The organism is Duganella radicis (assembly GCF_009720825.1).
Taxonomy (GTDB): domain Bacteria; phylum Pseudomonadota; class Gammaproteobacteria; order Burkholderiales; family Burkholderiaceae_D; genus Rugamonas; species Rugamonas radicis.
In genome coordinates this window covers 114,355-129,263 of record NZ_WNKY01000009.1, presented here as the reverse complement: position 1 = coordinate 129,263, position 14,909 = coordinate 114,355, and the positions used below count along the sequence as shown (strand labels likewise).

At 64.5% G+C, this 14,909-nt stretch carries 15 protein-coding genes and 1 pseudogene; 6 read left to right on the top strand and 10 right to left on the bottom strand.

Annotation, left to right across the window (positions count from 1 at the left end; all coding sequences use genetic code 11):
• Positions 1 to 33 precede the first annotated feature (33 nt).
• Positions 34 to 783 carry a glycerophosphodiester phosphodiesterase gene (gene ugpQ, locus GM676_RS11135; protein WP_155463624.1) on the bottom strand — a complete coding sequence of 250 codons (750 nt, stop codon included), beginning with the start codon at positions 781 to 783 and terminating at the stop codon, positions 34 to 36.
• Here ugpQ and GM676_RS11130 point away from each other — a divergent pair.
• A complete protein-coding gene (locus GM676_RS11130) occupies positions 782 to 1,495 on the top strand; it encodes a M48 family metalloprotease (RefSeq protein ID WP_170304278.1) in 714 nt (237 codons plus the stop codon). The genes ugpQ and GM676_RS11130 overlap by 2 nt on opposite strands.
• Positions 1,496 to 1,540: 45 nt before the next feature.
• Entirely contained in the window at positions 1,541 to 2,770 is a 1,230-nt protein-coding gene (locus GM676_RS11125; protein WP_155463622.1) for a CaiB/BaiF CoA transferase family protein, read from the top strand.
• Positions 2,771 to 2,773: 3 nt separating this feature from the next.
• On the opposite strand, the gene GM676_RS31555 is transcribed toward GM676_RS11125, so the two are convergent.
• The 4 genes from GM676_RS31555 to GM676_RS11110 all read right to left on the bottom strand — a co-directional run bounded on the left by GM676_RS31555 (position 2,774) and on the right by GM676_RS11110 (position 4,498).
• Positions 2,774 to 2,941, bottom strand: a complete 168-nt coding sequence (locus tag GM676_RS31555) for a hypothetical protein (protein ID WP_170304277.1) — start codon at positions 2,939 to 2,941, stop codon at positions 2,774 to 2,776.
• Positions 2,938 to 3,189, bottom strand: coding sequence for a hypothetical protein (locus tag GM676_RS11120; protein WP_155463621.1), 252 nt, complete (start codon positions 3,187 to 3,189; stop codon positions 2,938 to 2,940). Before GM676_RS11120 ends, GM676_RS31555 begins: the two co-directional genes overlap by 4 nt.
• Positions 3,190 to 3,204: 15 nt before the next feature.
• Positions 3,205 to 3,534 carry a hypothetical protein gene (locus GM676_RS11115; protein WP_155463620.1) on the bottom strand — a complete coding sequence of 110 codons (330 nt, stop codon included), beginning with the start codon at positions 3,532 to 3,534 and terminating at the stop codon, positions 3,205 to 3,207.
• 79 nt (positions 3,535 to 3,613) lie between these two features.
• Complete coding sequence (locus tag GM676_RS11110; RefSeq protein ID WP_155463619.1) at positions 3,614 to 4,498, bottom strand: LysR family transcriptional regulator; 885 nt, start codon at positions 4,496 to 4,498, stop codon at positions 3,614 to 3,616.
• A gap of 104 nt (positions 4,499 to 4,602) precedes the next feature.
• Between GM676_RS11110 and GM676_RS11105 the strand changes: the two genes are divergently transcribed.
• Both GM676_RS11105 and GM676_RS11100 read left to right on the top strand, forming a co-directional pair.
• Positions 4,603 to 5,661, top strand: a complete 1,059-nt coding sequence (locus GM676_RS11105; RefSeq protein ID WP_155463618.1) for an NAD(P)-dependent alcohol dehydrogenase — start codon at positions 4,603 to 4,605, stop codon at positions 5,659 to 5,661.
• A gap of 111 nt (positions 5,662 to 5,772) precedes the next feature.
• Positions 5,773 to 8,160, top strand: a pseudogene (locus GM676_RS11100) (putative bifunctional diguanylate cyclase/phosphodiesterase); the annotation flags it as partial.
• A 37-nt stretch (positions 8,161 to 8,197) separates the two neighbouring features.
• Here the strand turns inward: GM676_RS11100 and GM676_RS32165 are convergent.
• Entirely contained in the window at positions 8,198 to 9,412 is a 1,215-nt protein-coding gene (locus GM676_RS32165; RefSeq protein ID WP_155463616.1) for an MFS transporter, read from the bottom strand.
• A gap of 99 nt (positions 9,413 to 9,511) precedes the next feature.
• On the opposite strand from GM676_RS32165, the gene GM676_RS11090 reads away from it, so the two are divergent.
• A complete protein-coding gene (locus GM676_RS11090) occupies positions 9,512 to 10,405 on the top strand; it encodes a LysR substrate-binding domain-containing protein (protein WP_155463615.1) in 894 nt (297 codons plus the stop codon).
• A gap of 2 nt (positions 10,406 to 10,407) precedes the next feature.
• Here GM676_RS11090 and GM676_RS11085 read toward each other — a convergent pair whose 3' ends face one another.
• The 4 genes from GM676_RS11085 to GM676_RS11070 are packed head-to-tail and all read right to left on the bottom strand — an operon-like array spanning position 10,408 to position 12,885.
• Positions 10,408 to 11,280, bottom strand: a complete 873-nt coding sequence (locus GM676_RS11085) for a hypothetical protein (protein ID WP_155463614.1) — start codon at positions 11,278 to 11,280, stop codon at positions 10,408 to 10,410.
• Between the two features lie 14 nt (positions 11,281 to 11,294).
• On the bottom strand, positions 11,295 to 12,065 hold the full coding sequence (locus GM676_RS11080; protein WP_155463613.1) for a hypothetical protein: 771 nt from the start codon (positions 12,063 to 12,065) through the stop codon (positions 11,295 to 11,297).
• A gap of 2 nt (positions 12,066 to 12,067) precedes the next feature.
• Positions 12,068 to 12,568 carry a hypothetical protein gene (locus tag GM676_RS11075; RefSeq protein ID WP_155463612.1) on the bottom strand — a complete coding sequence of 167 codons (501 nt, stop codon included), beginning with the start codon at positions 12,566 to 12,568 and terminating at the stop codon, positions 12,068 to 12,070.
• A gap of 23 nt (positions 12,569 to 12,591) precedes the next feature.
• The gene (locus tag GM676_RS11070) at positions 12,592 to 12,885 is read right to left on the bottom strand and encodes a DnaJ domain-containing protein (protein ID WP_155463611.1); all 294 of its coding nucleotides are present in this window, start codon (positions 12,883 to 12,885) and stop codon (positions 12,592 to 12,594) included.
• Between the two features lie 132 nt (positions 12,886 to 13,017).
• Between GM676_RS11070 and GM676_RS11065 the strand changes: the two genes are divergently transcribed.
• A complete protein-coding gene (locus GM676_RS11065) occupies positions 13,018 to 14,787 on the top strand; it encodes a glutamine--tRNA ligase/YqeY domain fusion protein (protein WP_155463610.1) in 1,770 nt (589 codons plus the stop codon).
• Positions 14,788 to 14,909: the final 122 nt, after the last annotated feature.

Below are 14,909 nucleotides of genomic sequence, written 5' to 3'. Positions count from 1 at the left end.
GGAGCAAAAAAAATTTTTATGAAAATCGCCGGGTCAGAAGTCTGGGCCGATCAGGTCGATGCGGTCGGTGCAGAAACCGTCCACGCCCCAGGCCAGAATCTCGCTGCCGCGCGCGGGATCGTTGACGGTGTAGCAGAACAGGCCATAGCCGGCGGCCTTGATCCGCGCCGCCAGTTGCGGCGTCAGGTGCTTGTGATTGGTGTGGATGGCGACCGCGCCCAGCTGTTCGGCCTGTTGCTGCCAGTCGGCCGGAATCTTGTCCAGCAGGTAGCCGCGCGGCAGCTCGGGGGCGGTGTCGCGGGCGGCGGCCAGCGCGTCAAAACTGAAGGACGAGAGCAGCGGATACCGGGCCGGATCGCCGGCCGCCAGTTCGGCGCTGTAGCTGTCGCGCGTCACTTTCGCCACCCAGGCGCCGGTGGCGGCCTCGAAACCATCGGCAGGCTTGATCTCCACATTCATCCAGATGCGCTGCGCCTTGCAATAATCGATGAACTGGGTGTAGAACGGTACAGGCTCGTTACGGAATGCCTCGCCGAACCAGCTGCCGGCGTCCATGCCGGCCAGCGCGGCGGCGTCGGTCTGCGCCACGCTGCCCTGCCCGGCCACGGTGCGGCCGAAGTCCGGGTCGTGCACCACCATGCCGATGCCGTCGCGTGACAGCATGACGTCGAACTCGACGGCGCGGAAACCGTAGGCGAGACCGGCGCGCAAGCCGGCGATGGTGTTTTCCGGCGCCAGCGTGCCGCCGCCGCGATGCGCAACAATTTTGGGGTATGGCCACATGAGAGCAACGTTATCACAAATCTACGCCCTGCTGCTAGCCGCCCAACTGGCCCATGCCGCCACGCCCACGCAGGACGAGGTGATGGCGCGCGCCGCCATTCTGTACGGCGGGCGCATGGCCGAGCATGTGATCGACCGCGACGCGCAATTCACCGCCCGCGTGCGCACCATCGCCGGGGTGCTGATCGCGCAGGCGCGGCGCGACTATCCCGAGACGGCGAACTGGGCATGGGAAATCCACACCACCGACGACAGCGAGCAAAGCGCCGACTGCATGGCGGGCGGCAAAATCCTGGTCAGCAAACCCTATGTCGACCGTCTCGGACTGAACGACGCGGAACTGGCGATGCTGCTGGCGCACGAGATCGAGCACGCGGCCTTGCATCACAACCTGAAAGAGTACGAGGCGGCGCTGCGGCTGGAACCGGCGTGGGAGCAGCGCCCCTTCATCGAGCTGGAACACGCGGTCGACCACGACCGCGGCTTGATGGGCAAGCTGGCCGCGCTCAACTACGCGCAGGAAGAGGAGGCCGACCGCGAGGGCCTGCGGCTGGCGTGGCGCGCCGGCTGGCCGGCCGAGCGCCTGGCCGGCTATTTCCGCAAGATGATGCGCGCCAGCGACTGGCCGCGCCTGAGCAAGGCCGATTATCCCTCGCCGGCGCTGCGCTGGCGGGCCGCGCAGGCGGTGGCGGCCGACTTGCAAAAAAAATGACGCCCCGCCACACTAGCGGCCTGAATTACTCAAAAGGTAAACCTCATGACAGCTCAAAAAGCGCTGGGCCATATCCGCGTGCTCGACCTGAGCCGCGTACTGGCGGGACCGTGGTGCTCGCAGAATCTGGCCGATCTCGGCGCCGACGTGATCAAGATCGAACGTCCCGGCAACGGCGACGATACGCGCGCCTGGGGGCCGCCGTATGCGCGCGACGCCGATGGCAGGGACACCACCGAAGCGGCCTACTACCTGTCCGCCAATCGCGGCAAACGCTCCGTCACGGTGGACATCGCCAGTGCCGAAGGCCAGCAACTGCTGCGCGAGCTGGCGGCGCAAAGCGATGTGGTGCTGGAGAATTACAAGGTCGGCCAGCTCAAGCGCTACGGCCTCGACTATGAGTCATTGAAAGCCATCAAGCCGGACCTGGTCTACTGCTCGGTGACCGGCTTCGGCCAGGACGGCCCGTACGCGCACCGCGCCGGCTATGACTTCCTGATCCAGGGCATGGGTGGCCTGATGTCGGTGACCGGCGAGCGCGACGATTTGCCGGGCGGCGGTCCGCAAAAAGCCGGCGTGGCGCTGACCGACCTGATGACCGGCATGTACGCCACCATCGCCATCCTGGCCGCGCTGACGCACCGCGACCGCAGCGGCGAAGGCCAGTACATCGACATGGCCTTGCTGGATGTGCAGGTGGCCATGCTGGCCAACGCCGGCAGCAACTATCTGAACAGCGGCAAGCCGCCCAAGCGCTGGGGCAACGCGCATCCGAACATCGTGCCGTATCAAACCTTCCAGTGTTCGGACGGCTACATCATCGTCGCCACCGGCAACGACGGGCAGTACCAGAAATTTGTCGAGGCCGGCGGCCGCGCCGACCTCGCCTTCCATGAACGCTACGCCACCAACCCGCTGCGCGTGAAGAACCGCGACGAACTGGTGCCCATCCTGGCCGGGATGGTGCTGCAACAGCCGCGCGATTTCTGGATCGGCAGGCTGGAGGAAGTCGGCGTCCCCTGCGGCCCGATCAACAACCTCGACGAGGTGTACCGGAACCCGCAAGTGCAAGCGCGCGGCATCGTGATGGACGTGCCGCATCCGACCGCCGGCACCACCAAACTGGTGCGCAGCCCGATGCGCATGTCGGCCACGCCGACCGACCACGCCGTCGCCCCGCCACTGCTGGGCCAGCACACCGACTCCGTGCTGCGCGAGCTGCTGGGCCGCAGCGACGAAGACATCGCCGCCCTGCGCGCGAAGGGCGTTTTGTAGCGATCAACGTCGCAGCCGCTCGCGCTCGCGGTCGGCGCGCCTCATTTCAGCTTTCACAGCGCGGACCGCGCCTCGGACCGCGCCAATGAGAGGGGCAAAATAAAAGCGCAAGCTTTCCTTAAACATACGCTTTGCGTAATTTTCTTCCTTACCACGTGGATCGTCATTCATTCCGTTTGTCCTTTCAGAAAATCCCAAGCTGAAAACAGCGCGGCATAACAAAATAGAAGCACGTCGACGACAAGCATCAAGCGCGCGGTCAACGCGACCAAATAATAAGTAAAGTCAGCAACACCTAATTGCCGAATTCCTTCCGACAATAGATCCGCCAGAACAGCAACGGCGGTAAAGGCGATAAAGAAAACAAGGCTATACGCCAAACGGATCAATTGATTCCGCATGCTCTTTTTGTGGTCCATGATCTTCTGCCTCCGTCAGACACTCATGTCGCGCTTTAGTTCCTGCATCTGGCTGTGCAGGTGCGTGACGGCGCCTTTGATCTGACCGGAAAGTGTGGGGATGTAGTTGCAGATGCGCTTGGCGCGGTCCGCCAGCACTTCCATGTCGCGCACCAGTTTGCGGATGCGCAGTTCGTCATTGGTGGGCAGGATCTCGCGCGCGGCGTCGGCGTGCTTGTCCAGGCGTTCAAGACAGTCGCGCAACTCGCGCGGCAAGGCCGGTTCGGCGGAGGCGGCCTGCGCCGCCAGCCTTACCGCGCGTTCGACAAAATAAAAGCGATGCTGGATTTCGTTGGTATGCAACATGATGGCCTCCTCCATGAATCTGGATTCGACCGCCAGGCGCCTCAGCAGTTGCAGCAATCGGGCCCGGCACTGACGCAGATCAAGCGCGCGCCATGTCGATGAAGGCGCGCAAGGCCGATGACATGCGCCGCTGGCGCGGGTAGTACATCATCAGCCCGGTGGTCGGCGGACACCAGTCCTCCAGCACGCACACCAGCTGGCCCGAGGCGATGAACGGCAGCAGACGGAACTCCGGCAAAAACGTGATCGCCACGCCATCCAGCGCCGCCCGCAAGGCCAGTTGCGAATCGCCCACCGACAGCCGTCCCGGCACGCCCACCTCCAGCTTGATGTCGCCCTTGCCCAGCTCCCATTTGTAGTAATTCCCGCGCGGGAAGCGGTAGCGCACACAGTTGTGGCGCGCCAGATCGTCCGGATGCCGGGGCACGCCATGCCGCTCGAAATACTCGGGCGAACCGACCACCACAAAACGCTGCGCCGGCCACACCGGCACCGCGATCATGTCCTCCGGCACATGCTCCTCGTAGCGGATGCCGAGATCAAAACCGCGTTCGACAATATCGATCAAACCGTCATCGCTGACGATATCCAGCGAGATGTCCGGATACGCATCCAGATAGCGCCGGATCAACGGCCCGATCACCATCACCGCCGCATCGCGCGAGCTGTTGATGCGCAAGGTGCCGGCCGGCGAGGCGCGGAACATATTCATCTCCTCCAGCGCCAGATTGACGCCGCCCAGCGCCGGTTGCAGGCGCTCCAGCAAGTGCTTGCCGGCCTCGGTCAGGGCCACGCTGCGCGTGGTGCGGTTGAACAGGCCCACACCCAGCCGGTCCTCCAGCGTGCGCACCGCATAGCTGACCGCCGACGCCGACAAGGCCAGTTCCGCCGCCGCCTTGCGGAAGCTGCCATGCCGCGCCACCGCGGCGAACACCGCCAGGTGCGAGAGATTATCGAGTTGCATGATTGTGCAAATTCCCTGTTTAAACCATGCAGATGAACGCGCTTGTTTGCTGCATAGGCCAACAATTATAGTGCAACAACTGATAACAATCGAAGGAGTTCTCCATGTTCCAGGCGCACGGCTATGCCGCCCACGACAAACATTCCCACCTCGTCCCGTTCAGTTTCGAGCGCCGCGCGCCGAAGGCCAGCGACGTGGTGATTGAAATCCTCTACTCCGGGGTCTGCCACTCCGACCTGCACCAGGCGCGCGACGACTGGGGCGGCTCGATCTACCCCATGGTGCCGGGCCACGAAATCATCGGCCGCGTGACGCAGGTCGGCAGCGGCGTGCACAAGTTCAAGGTCGGCGACCTGGCCGGCGTCGGCTGCCTGGTCGATTCCTGCCGCCACTGCCCGGCCTGCGAGGAAGATCTCGAACAGTACTGCGAGAATGGCATGACCGTCACCTACAACGGCCGCGAACGCGACAGCGGCGCCCCCACCTACGGCGGCTACTCCGACCTGATCGTGGTCGACGAGCATTTCGTGGTCAAGGTATCCGACCAGCTGGATCTGAAAGCCGTGGCGCCGCTGCTGTGCGCCGGCATCACCACCTACTCGCCGCTGCGCCACTGGCAGGTCGGCCCGGGCCAGAAGGTGGGCGTGATCGGCCTCGGCGGCCTCGGCCACATGGGCGTGAAGTTCGCCAAGGCCATGGGCGCCAAAGTGGTGATGATCACCACCTCGCCGGACAAGGGCAAGGACGCCCAGCGCCTCGGCGCCGATGACGTGCTGCTGTCCACCGATCCGGCCGCCATGCGGGCCCACGCCAACAGCTTCGATTTCCTGCTCAACACCATCCCGGTGCCGCACGATATCAATCCCTATCTGACACTGCTGCGCCGCGACCGCACCATGGCCATGGTGGGCGTGCTGACCGAGCTCGATCCGCCGCCGGCCGGCGTCAACCTCATCCTCGGCCGCAAGTCTGTGGCGGGCTCGGCCATCGGCGGACTGAAGGAAACGCAAGAGATGATGGACTTCTGTGCCGAGCACAACATCGTCAGCGACGTGGAAATGATTGCCATTCAGGACATCAACCAGGCTTACGAGCGCCTCGTCAAGAACGACGTCAAGTACCGCTTCGTGATCGACATGGCCACGCTGAAAGAACCGTCCTGAGCCGCAACGGCGCGTCCCGCCCGGGGGGCGCGCGCACGGGCTAGCCGTGCGACAAGTTTTTACCATCTTGGCTAGTATCAAGCGACATCATCTTTACCCGGGCGACACCAGATGGACACTCTCCCGCAGCCAGCATACAGCCGTGCTCCCGCGCGCCGACGTCCCCAGCGCGGCAGCAGCAGGCAATCCGGCCCGGCCTTTGACCAGCTGTTCGGGAGCAGTCCCTATTTCGCCTTCGCCATCGATGAGGCGGGCAAATTGACGGCGTTTAACCAGCACACCGCCGCTGTGCTGGGGCCGCTTGCGCCACACACGCCGGCCAGCAAGCTGTATGCGGCCTGGGTGTTGCCGATGCTGCAAAACGAAGCCCTGCCCGCCGCCCGCATGCGCGGTTACTGGCGCGGCGAGGTGGAGCTGGTGGCGCAGGACGGCGGCAGCCATCCGGTCACCCAGACCATCGAGTGGCGCGACCACACCTTCCTGTGCCTGGGCTATCCGCTGGACGACTACGATGTCTACGAGTCGCGCCTGCGCTTCAAGTACCTGTTCGAAGCCCACCCGCATCCGATGTGGGTGTACGACCTGGAGACGCTGCGCTTCCTGGTGGTGAACGCGGCGGCCGTGGCGCAGTACGGCCACACCGAAGCGGAATTCCTGCAAATGACCATCCGCGACATCCGCCCGCCGGAACAGCAGGAGCGCCTGACGCGCAATCTGGCGGCGGCGCCGGCCAAGGGCGCCGAGCAATCCGGCATCTGGACTCATATGCGGCGCGACGGCAGCCGCATGCAGGTGGACGTGTCGTCGCACTCGGTGACCTTGTCCGGCCGCCCGGCGCGGCTGGTGTTCGCCCACGACATCACCGAACGCGAGCAGCTGAAACTGGCGCTGCAACTGCGCAGCCGCGCGCTGGAGGCCAGCATCAACGCCATCGCCATCACCACCCACACCTCCGAGGGCGAGCTGATCGAATACGCCAATCCGGCCTTCGTCCGCCTGTTCGACCATACGCCCAAGAGCGTGCTGGGACGGCGGCTGGAAACCCTGCTGGACCTGCCGCCGCACGACGAGCAGTATCAGGCGCTGCAAGCGGCGATGCAGTCGCACCACGAGGAAACGCTGATGCTGCGCCCGCGCCATCGCGACGGCGCGCTGCTGTGGACCCAGTTGCACGTGGCGCCGGTGCTGGCCGGCGACAACGCCATCGGCCACCATGTCTGCGTGCTGACCGACATGACCGCCATCATGGAATACCAGGAACAGCTGGAACACCAGGCCAATCATGACGCCCTGACCGGCCTGCCCAACCGTGTGCTGCTCAAGGACCGCATGGCGCAGGCGGTCACCTTTTCGCAGCGCTTCAAGCACAGCCTGTGGCTGGTGTATATCGACCTCGATAACTTCAAGCTCATCAACGACCACCTCGGCCACCAGCTGGGCGACCAGCTGCTGTGCGCCATCGCCAACCGCCTGCGCGCCTGCGCCAACGATGGCGACACCGTGGCGCGGCTGGGCGGCGATGAATTCGTGCTGCTGCTGCCGATCGCCAATCAGCGGCCCATGGCCAGTATCTTGCAGCTGGTGCAGGAGGCGGTGGCGGCGCCGGTGGCGGTGGAACAGCAGGTGCTGACCGTTACCTGCAGCATCGGCATCAGCGTGTTCCCGGCCGACGGCGTCGATCCGGAGCAGTTGCTGCGGCACGCGGACATCGCCATGTACCGCGCCAAGGAAGCCGGGCGCAACCAGGTGCAGTTCTTCGAGGAGAACATGCACGCGCGCGTGGCCGAGCGCGCGCTGATCGAATCGGAATTGCGGCACGCGCTGGCGCGCGATCAGTTAAGCCTGGTGTACCAGCCCAAGGTGGACCTGCACAGCGGCGCCGTCACCGGCATGGAGGCGCTGATCCGCTGGCAGCATCCGGGGCTGGGCGCGGTGTCGCCGGCGCGCTTCATCGGCGTGGCCGAGGAAACCGGCCTGATTGTCGCCATCGGCCGCTGGGTGCTGCGCACCGCCTGCGCGCAGAACAAGGCCTGGCAGCAGGCCGGCCTGCCGCCGCTGCGGGTGGCGGTCAATCTGTCGGCGCGCCAGTTCCGCGACCGTGTGCTGCTGAGCGAGGTGCGCGCCGCGCTGGAGGACAGCGGACTGGATGCGCGGTATCTGGAACTGGAGCTGACCGAAAGCCTGATGATGCACAACGTCGAGGAAGTGGTGACGGTGATCGAAAGCCTCAAGCAACTGGGCGTGGCGCTATCGATCGACGACTTCGGCACCGGCTACTCCAGCCTGGCCTACCTCAAGCAGTTCCCGGTCGACTATCTCAAGATCGACCAATCCTTCACGCGCGAGATGCTGACCGAGCCCAAGGTGGCGGCCATCGTGCGCTCGGTGATCGCGTTGGGCCACATCCTGGGCTTCAAAGTGATCGCGGAAGGCGTGGAGACTGGCGAGGAACTGCATTACCTGCGCCTGCACCAGTGCGACGAAATGCAGGGCTATTACTACAGCCGGCCGCTGACGGCGGAGGCGTTTGCGGCGTTTATTTCTCGGCCTGCCCCAGCGGCGCCAGCGTCCGCAGGCGCAGCGCGACCAGCAGCGCCAGCCCCAGCGCACACGCCAGCACCGCCACCACGCCCGGCCAGGCGGCACGGCCCCACATGATGCCGGTGGCCGAGCCGATCACGCTGGAACCGAGGTAGTAGAAGAACAGGTACAGGGCCGAGGCCAGGGCCTTGTTGCTCAGCGCGCGCCGCCCCACCCAGCTGCTGGCCACCGAGTGGGTGGCGAAGAAGCCGTAGGTGAACACCGCTACGCCGGCCAGGATCAACGGCAGCCAGTTCGACAAGGTCAGCAGCAGGCCGCCGAGCATGATCAGCGCCATCAGCCACAGCACGTTGCGGCGGCCGTAGCGGTCGGCCAGCTTGCCGGCCCATACCGAGCTGTAGATGCCCAGCAGGTAGAAGAAGGACACCGCGCCCACCACGCTCTGGCTCAGGCTGAACGGCCCGCCCAGCAGGCGGTAAGCGATGTAGTTGTACAGGCTGACAAACGCGCCCATCAGCAGGAAGGCCAGCACGAACAACCAGGGCAGGCCGGCGTCCGACAGATGCAGCCTGAAGCCGGCCGGCAGCGCGCGCCAGCCGCCATGGGCCGGCGCGAAGTGGCGCGATTCCGGCAGGCTGCGCCAGAACTCGATGGCCGCCCCGATCCCCGCCACGCCGACCATGGCCAGCGCCAGCCGCCACGAGAAATGGTCGCTCAGCACCGAAGTGATCACGCGCCCCGCCATGCCGCCAAAGGCGCTGCCGCTGATGTACAAGCCCATCGACAGGCCCAGCGATCGCGGTTCGATTTCCTCGCCCAGGTAGGCCATGGCGATGGCCGGCATGCCGCCCAGCGCCACGCCCAGCAAGGCGCGCATGGCCAGCAGTTGCGGGTAGTTGTGGGCGAAGGCGCACAGCAGCGTCATGACGGCGGCAATCGCCATCGCCGCCACCATCAAAGGCTTGCGGCCCAGCCGCTCGGAGACGGCGCTGGAGGCCAGCAACGACAAGGCCAGTGCGCCGGTGGAAATCGACAGCACCATGCTGCTCTGCGCCGCGCTCAGGGTGAATTCATGCGATAGCAGCGGCATCAACGGCTGCACGCAGTACAGCAGCGCGAAGGCGGAAAAGCCGCCAAAGAACATGGCGCGGTTGCTGCGCTTGAATTCCGGACTGCCGAGGGCGATGCGGGGTGCGGCGGCGACTAACATGGTGGCGGTTTCCTGCGAGGTACGATGAGTTCATCTTAGGATTGCCACAATAAGCTGTCCAATATATATTTAAACCGTCAGTCATACTTTTAAAAGATAATGGAATTACGCCATCTGCGCTACTTCGTCGCCGTTGCCGAGGAGTTAAGCTTTACCCGCGCGGCCGAACGGCTGCACATCGGCCAGCCGCCTTTGAGCCATCAGATTCAGCAACTGGAAGCGGAAGTGGGCGCCCAGCTGCTGGAGCGCAGCAAGCGCTGGGTGCGGCTGACGGAGGCGGGCAAGCTGTTCCTCGACGACGCGCGGCGGGTGCTGGCCTTGTCCGAGCAAGCCATGCGGACGGCGCGCCGTGCGGAACGCGGCGAGGCCGGCGAGCTGCGCGTGGGCTTCACCTTTTCCACGCCGTTGACGCCGCTGTTCGCGACGGTGATCAACCGCTACCGCCAGCGCTATCCGGGCGTGCAGCTGACTTTGCAGGAAATGTCGACCGTGGGCCAGATCGAGGCGCTGGCGGCGCGCGAACTGGATCTGGGTCTGGTGCGGCCGCCCGAGCTCACGCTGCCGGAATCGGTGGCGTTGACGATCTTGCGGCGCGATCCGCTGGTGATGGTGCTGCCGGTGGCGCACCCGCTGGCGCGCAAGCGCAGCATCGCGGTGCAGGATTTGAAGGGCGAGCCGCTGGTGATGTATCCGGAAAGCGCGGGCACCGGCATCCACCCGCAGATCAACCGGCTGTGCCGGGAAGCCGGCTTCAAGCCGACCATCGCGATGGAGGCCGGGGAAGCCTCCACCATCATCGGCCTGGTGGCGGCCGGCTGCGGCGTGTCGGTGCTGCCCAGTTCCTTCGACATCATCCGCATGCGCGAGGTGTGCTACCGGCCGATGGCGGACGCCACGGCCACCACCGCGCTGTATCTGGCGAAACGCAAGGACGCCATATCGCCTTTGGTGGCGGCCTTCGTTGCGGTGGCAACGGAGGCCGCCTCAGCCTGACATCAGGAGTAGTCCGCGTCCAGCTCGGAACCGGCGTAATTCTCCAGTTCCGCGAACAAGGTCTTCATGGCCGTGCGGCCCTTGATGTTTTGCAGCACGGTGCAGGTCTGGCGGTAGCTGGCGATGCGATCCAGCAGCACCGGATGATGCTGCGCCGGCACCTTGGCCACCAGTTCCGCCCAGCCCGCCTCGTAATCCGGCTTGTTCTTGCGCACCGCTTTCACAAAGCGCTCGAACTCCTTCTGGCCGGTACGCGCCACGATCATGCCGCCGCCCTCCACCGCAAAGATGATGGCCAGCGCGATCACGCCTTCCGCATTCAGATCGGCGTCGCTGACCGGGCCTTCGGTGTTGTGGCGGCGCAGCCAGTTGGCCAGCCGCACCACCGCCTGCACTTCCCTGCGCTGCTTGAACTGCACCGCATAGCGCGCCGGGCCGTCCCAGTTCTGGTTCGGATCGGTCTGGCAAATGTCGATGAACTTGTCGCGCAGGCGGCGCGCCGCGTACACCGGATCGTTGTCGTACTCGCCGACCAGCGCGTCTTCCGGCATGCCCGACAGTTCCTTGATCATGCGGAAGCCGATCTGGAACGCGTGCTCCGCGCCCTCGTCGATCAGCAGGTCGAGCGCGGCCAGGTCGTCCTCGTCCGGCAACGCGTGTTCCAGCCCCAGCGACACGCAGCCGACCGTCAGCTGCAAGGCCTTCTGGATGCCTTCGGCGGTGCGGTCGTTGGTGAACTTCTCGGCCACCATGGCGGTGATGCCGGTCAGTTCATCGGCCAGCGTGTAGGCGGCGTCATCGTCCGGGTGCCGGGCGAACTGCTGGATCGCGCGGGTCAGGCGCGGCAGGGTTTCTACTACGATTGCTGGCAGCATCTATCGGCCACCCATCACGAGAAGATGTTGGTGCCGACCGAGCGGCGCGAGGTCTTCGCGGCGCGCGTGGACGGGACTTGCTTGCGCAGACGGTACAGCAACTCCTTGGTCGAGCGTTGCAGGATGGTCGGCTCGGCGTCCGGATCGTCCTCGTACTCGGCATCGGCGAGATCGGCGCTGTGGCGGAATTCCGGGAACAGCTCGAACAGCGCGCGGTCCCAGCCGTCTTCCGAGGCCTGCGCCAGCGCGATCGCCACCGGCACGATGTCGCTGTCGGACGAGGTCTGGCCGGTCAGGTACGGGCCTTTGGAAATCACTTCGCCGGCCACCTCCAGAATCTCCTTCGGCGCCAGCGAGAACAGGATGGCGAAGATGGTCGAGCCGTGGTCGGTGGCCGAGGCGGCCGCCAGCAGTTCGTTGCGGCGCTCTTCGTCGTCGGTGGCGAACGCCACGCCGTGCACGTGGGCGAACAGCGATTCGGCGATGCGCTCGGGATCGTCCTCGATCTGGTCGTCCGGCCAGGTGGCGGCGATGAAGGCCAGGCTGTCGGCCCATGCCTTGGGCGGCACCAGCAAGGTGGTCAGCGACATCTTGCCGCCGTCGAAACCGGCCATGTGCAGCGCGGTCACTTGCGGCGGGATGTTGTTCAGCACTTCCACCACCGCCAGATCGCCGAACTGGTCGGCCGCTTCGGCGAAGGCTTCCTCGGCGTGGCTCAACGAGCCGGCCAGCACCAGTTCCGTCACTTGCTTGCTCAGCGCCGGCAGATTAGATTTTTCCGACATGCTTAATCTCCATCCTGATCGAACATTTGCGCGAAGTCGTCGCTGGCCGCGTCTTCATCCTCGATATCGTCGCCATCGTCGTTGGCCGACAGCTGCTCCAGCGACTGATCGTCATCATCCCACTTGCGCGGATGCTTGTGCAGGAAGGCGGTAATGATGGCCTGGCGCGCCAGGTCCGGCATGCTCTCGGCAATCGCCTGGTACATGCGCGACGCTTCCTCGCCCTTGCACGAGGCCATGGCGAACACGCGCGCGGCGTCGCCGAACTCGTAATCTTCCGCTTCGGCCAGCAGGCCTTTCGGATTGTTGAACTCGATGTGGTCGACCAGCGCGAAGGCCAGCATGTTCACGTCCTCGATGCCGCCGCCGTCGGCGTATTCGCCCACCAGCGCGTCAACCATGCGCTGGTAGTTCTTGCGATCCGGCGGATCGCCGAGGATGCCCTCGATCTGGCCTTCCAGTTCGCGCGACTGATAGGCGAACTCCGGGTGTACTTTTCTCATTGCTTACTTTCTTATAACAGGTGTCAGGCCGCCGGCAGCGTGGTGCCGTGCAGCGCGAACAGCGAACGCCACAGCTGGTAAGCCTCGGCTTCGGCATCGATGATGATGCGGTGGTTGAGGCTCTGGTTGTATTCCTCGCGCTTGACCGGGTCCGACAGGATCTCGTAGGCCTTGGTCACCGCCTTGAAGCGCGCGTCGGCGCCGGGTTCGGGATTGCGGTCCGGGTGGAACCGCATGGCCAGCGAACGATAGACCTTTTTGATCTCATCTTCCGTGGCGTTAGGCGCAATACCCAGTGTGTTGTAATAATTTTCCATTTTGGAAACTCCGGGTCGTGGTGCGGTGCAAATAAAACGCAAATGAATCGATCATTATACCGTGCCGCCATATCCCCACTGGCAATACGGTAAAATGCAGCAATAGAGAACTTTTGCACAGCCAACTTTCAGATGAGCAACGATAAAAACAGCCCAGCGCCAGCACTCCCATCCAATTTCCTGCGCGCCATCGTCGAACACGATCTCGCGGCCGGTACCCACGTCCGCGACGGCATGCCCAGCGTCATCACCCGCTTCCCGCCCGAGCCGAACGGCTACCTGCACGTCGGCCACGCCAAGTCCATCTGCCTGAATTTTGGGCTGGCGCGCGATTATCAAGGCCGCTGCAACCTGCGTTTCGACGACACCAACCCGGCCAAGGAAGAGCAGGAATACGTCGACACCATCATCGACAGCGTGAAATGGCTGGGCTTTGACTACGACTACCCACAGAAAGACGGCTCGGTCGAGCACCACCTGCACTATGCCTCGGACTACTTCGAGCAGCTGTACCAGATGGCCGAATGGCTGATCGGGCAAGGCCATGCCTACGTCGACAGCCAGTCGGCCGAAGACATGGCGGCCAACCGCGGCAACTTCAGCACGCCGGGCACCAACTCGCCGTTCCGCAACCGTCCGGCCGCCGAATCGCTGCAAATCTTCCGCGACATGAAGGCCGGCAAATACGCCGACGGCGAACACATCCTGCGCGCCAGGATCAGCGAAGACGCCATGTCGTCGCCGAACATGAATATGCGCGACCCGGCCATCTACCGCATCCGCCACGCGCACCACGTGCGCACCGGCGACGCCTGGTGCATCTACCCGATGTACGACTACACGCACCCGATTTCGGACGCGCTGGAAAACATCACCCACTCGATCTGCACGCTGGAATTCCAGGACCACCGCCCGTTCTACGACTGGCTGCTGGAAACCCTGTCGAAAGGCGGCTTCTTCCAGTTGCCGGTGCCGCGCCAGTACGAATTCTCGCGCCTGAACCTGACCTACGTGGTGACCTCCAAGCGCAAGCTGCGCCAGCTGGTGGAAGAAAACATCGTCGACGGCTGGGACGACCCGCGCATGCCCACCATCGTCGGCCTGCGCCGCCGCGGCTACACGCCGGAATCCATCCATCTGTTCTGCGAGCGCATCGGCGTGACCAAGGCCGACGGCTGGATCGACATGAGCACGCTGGAAGGCTGCGTGCGCGAAGACCTCGATCCGAAAGCGCCGCGCGCCACCGCCGTGCTGCGTCCGCTGAAACTGATCATCGACAACTACCCTGAAGGCCAAACGGAAGACTGCACCTCGCCGGTCCACCCGCACCATCCGGAAATGGGCGTGCGCACCTTCCCGATCTCGCGCGAACTGTGGATCGAAGAGGAAGACTTCATGGAAGTGCCGACCAAGGGCTATTTCCGCTACTACCCGCCGATCGGCGACAATCCGGGCAGCCGCGTGCGCCTGCGTCACGGCTACGTCACCGAGTGCGTGGGCTACGACAAGGATGAAAACGGCAAGGTCATCGCCGTGCACGTGAAGTACTTCGAGGACTCCAAATCCGGCACGCCGGGTTCGGACAACTACAAGGTCAAGGGCAACATCCACTGGGTGTCCGCCGGGGCCGCGCTGGAAGCCGAAGTGCGCCTGTACGACCGCCTGTTCACCGACGCCCAGCCGGACGCCGGCGGCAAGGACTTCATCTCCCTGCTGAACCCGAACGCCAAGGAAGTGGTGAAAGCCTACCTGGAGCCAGGCATGAGCGCGGCCCAGGCCGACCAGCGCTACCAGTTCGAGCGCCACGGCTACTTCGTCGCCGACCGCGTCGATTCGCAGCCTGGCAAGCCGGTGTTCAACCGCATCGTCACCCTGAAAGACAGCTGGGGCCCGGCCAAGTAAGCCCGCCCTGCCCCACAGAAAAACGGCACCCGCGCGGTGCCGTTTTTTATTAACACTCCGTCCAGGACAGATGACATTTTCGCAAAATTGCTTGACTAGCTTAAGAGTTATTTCCTATAGTC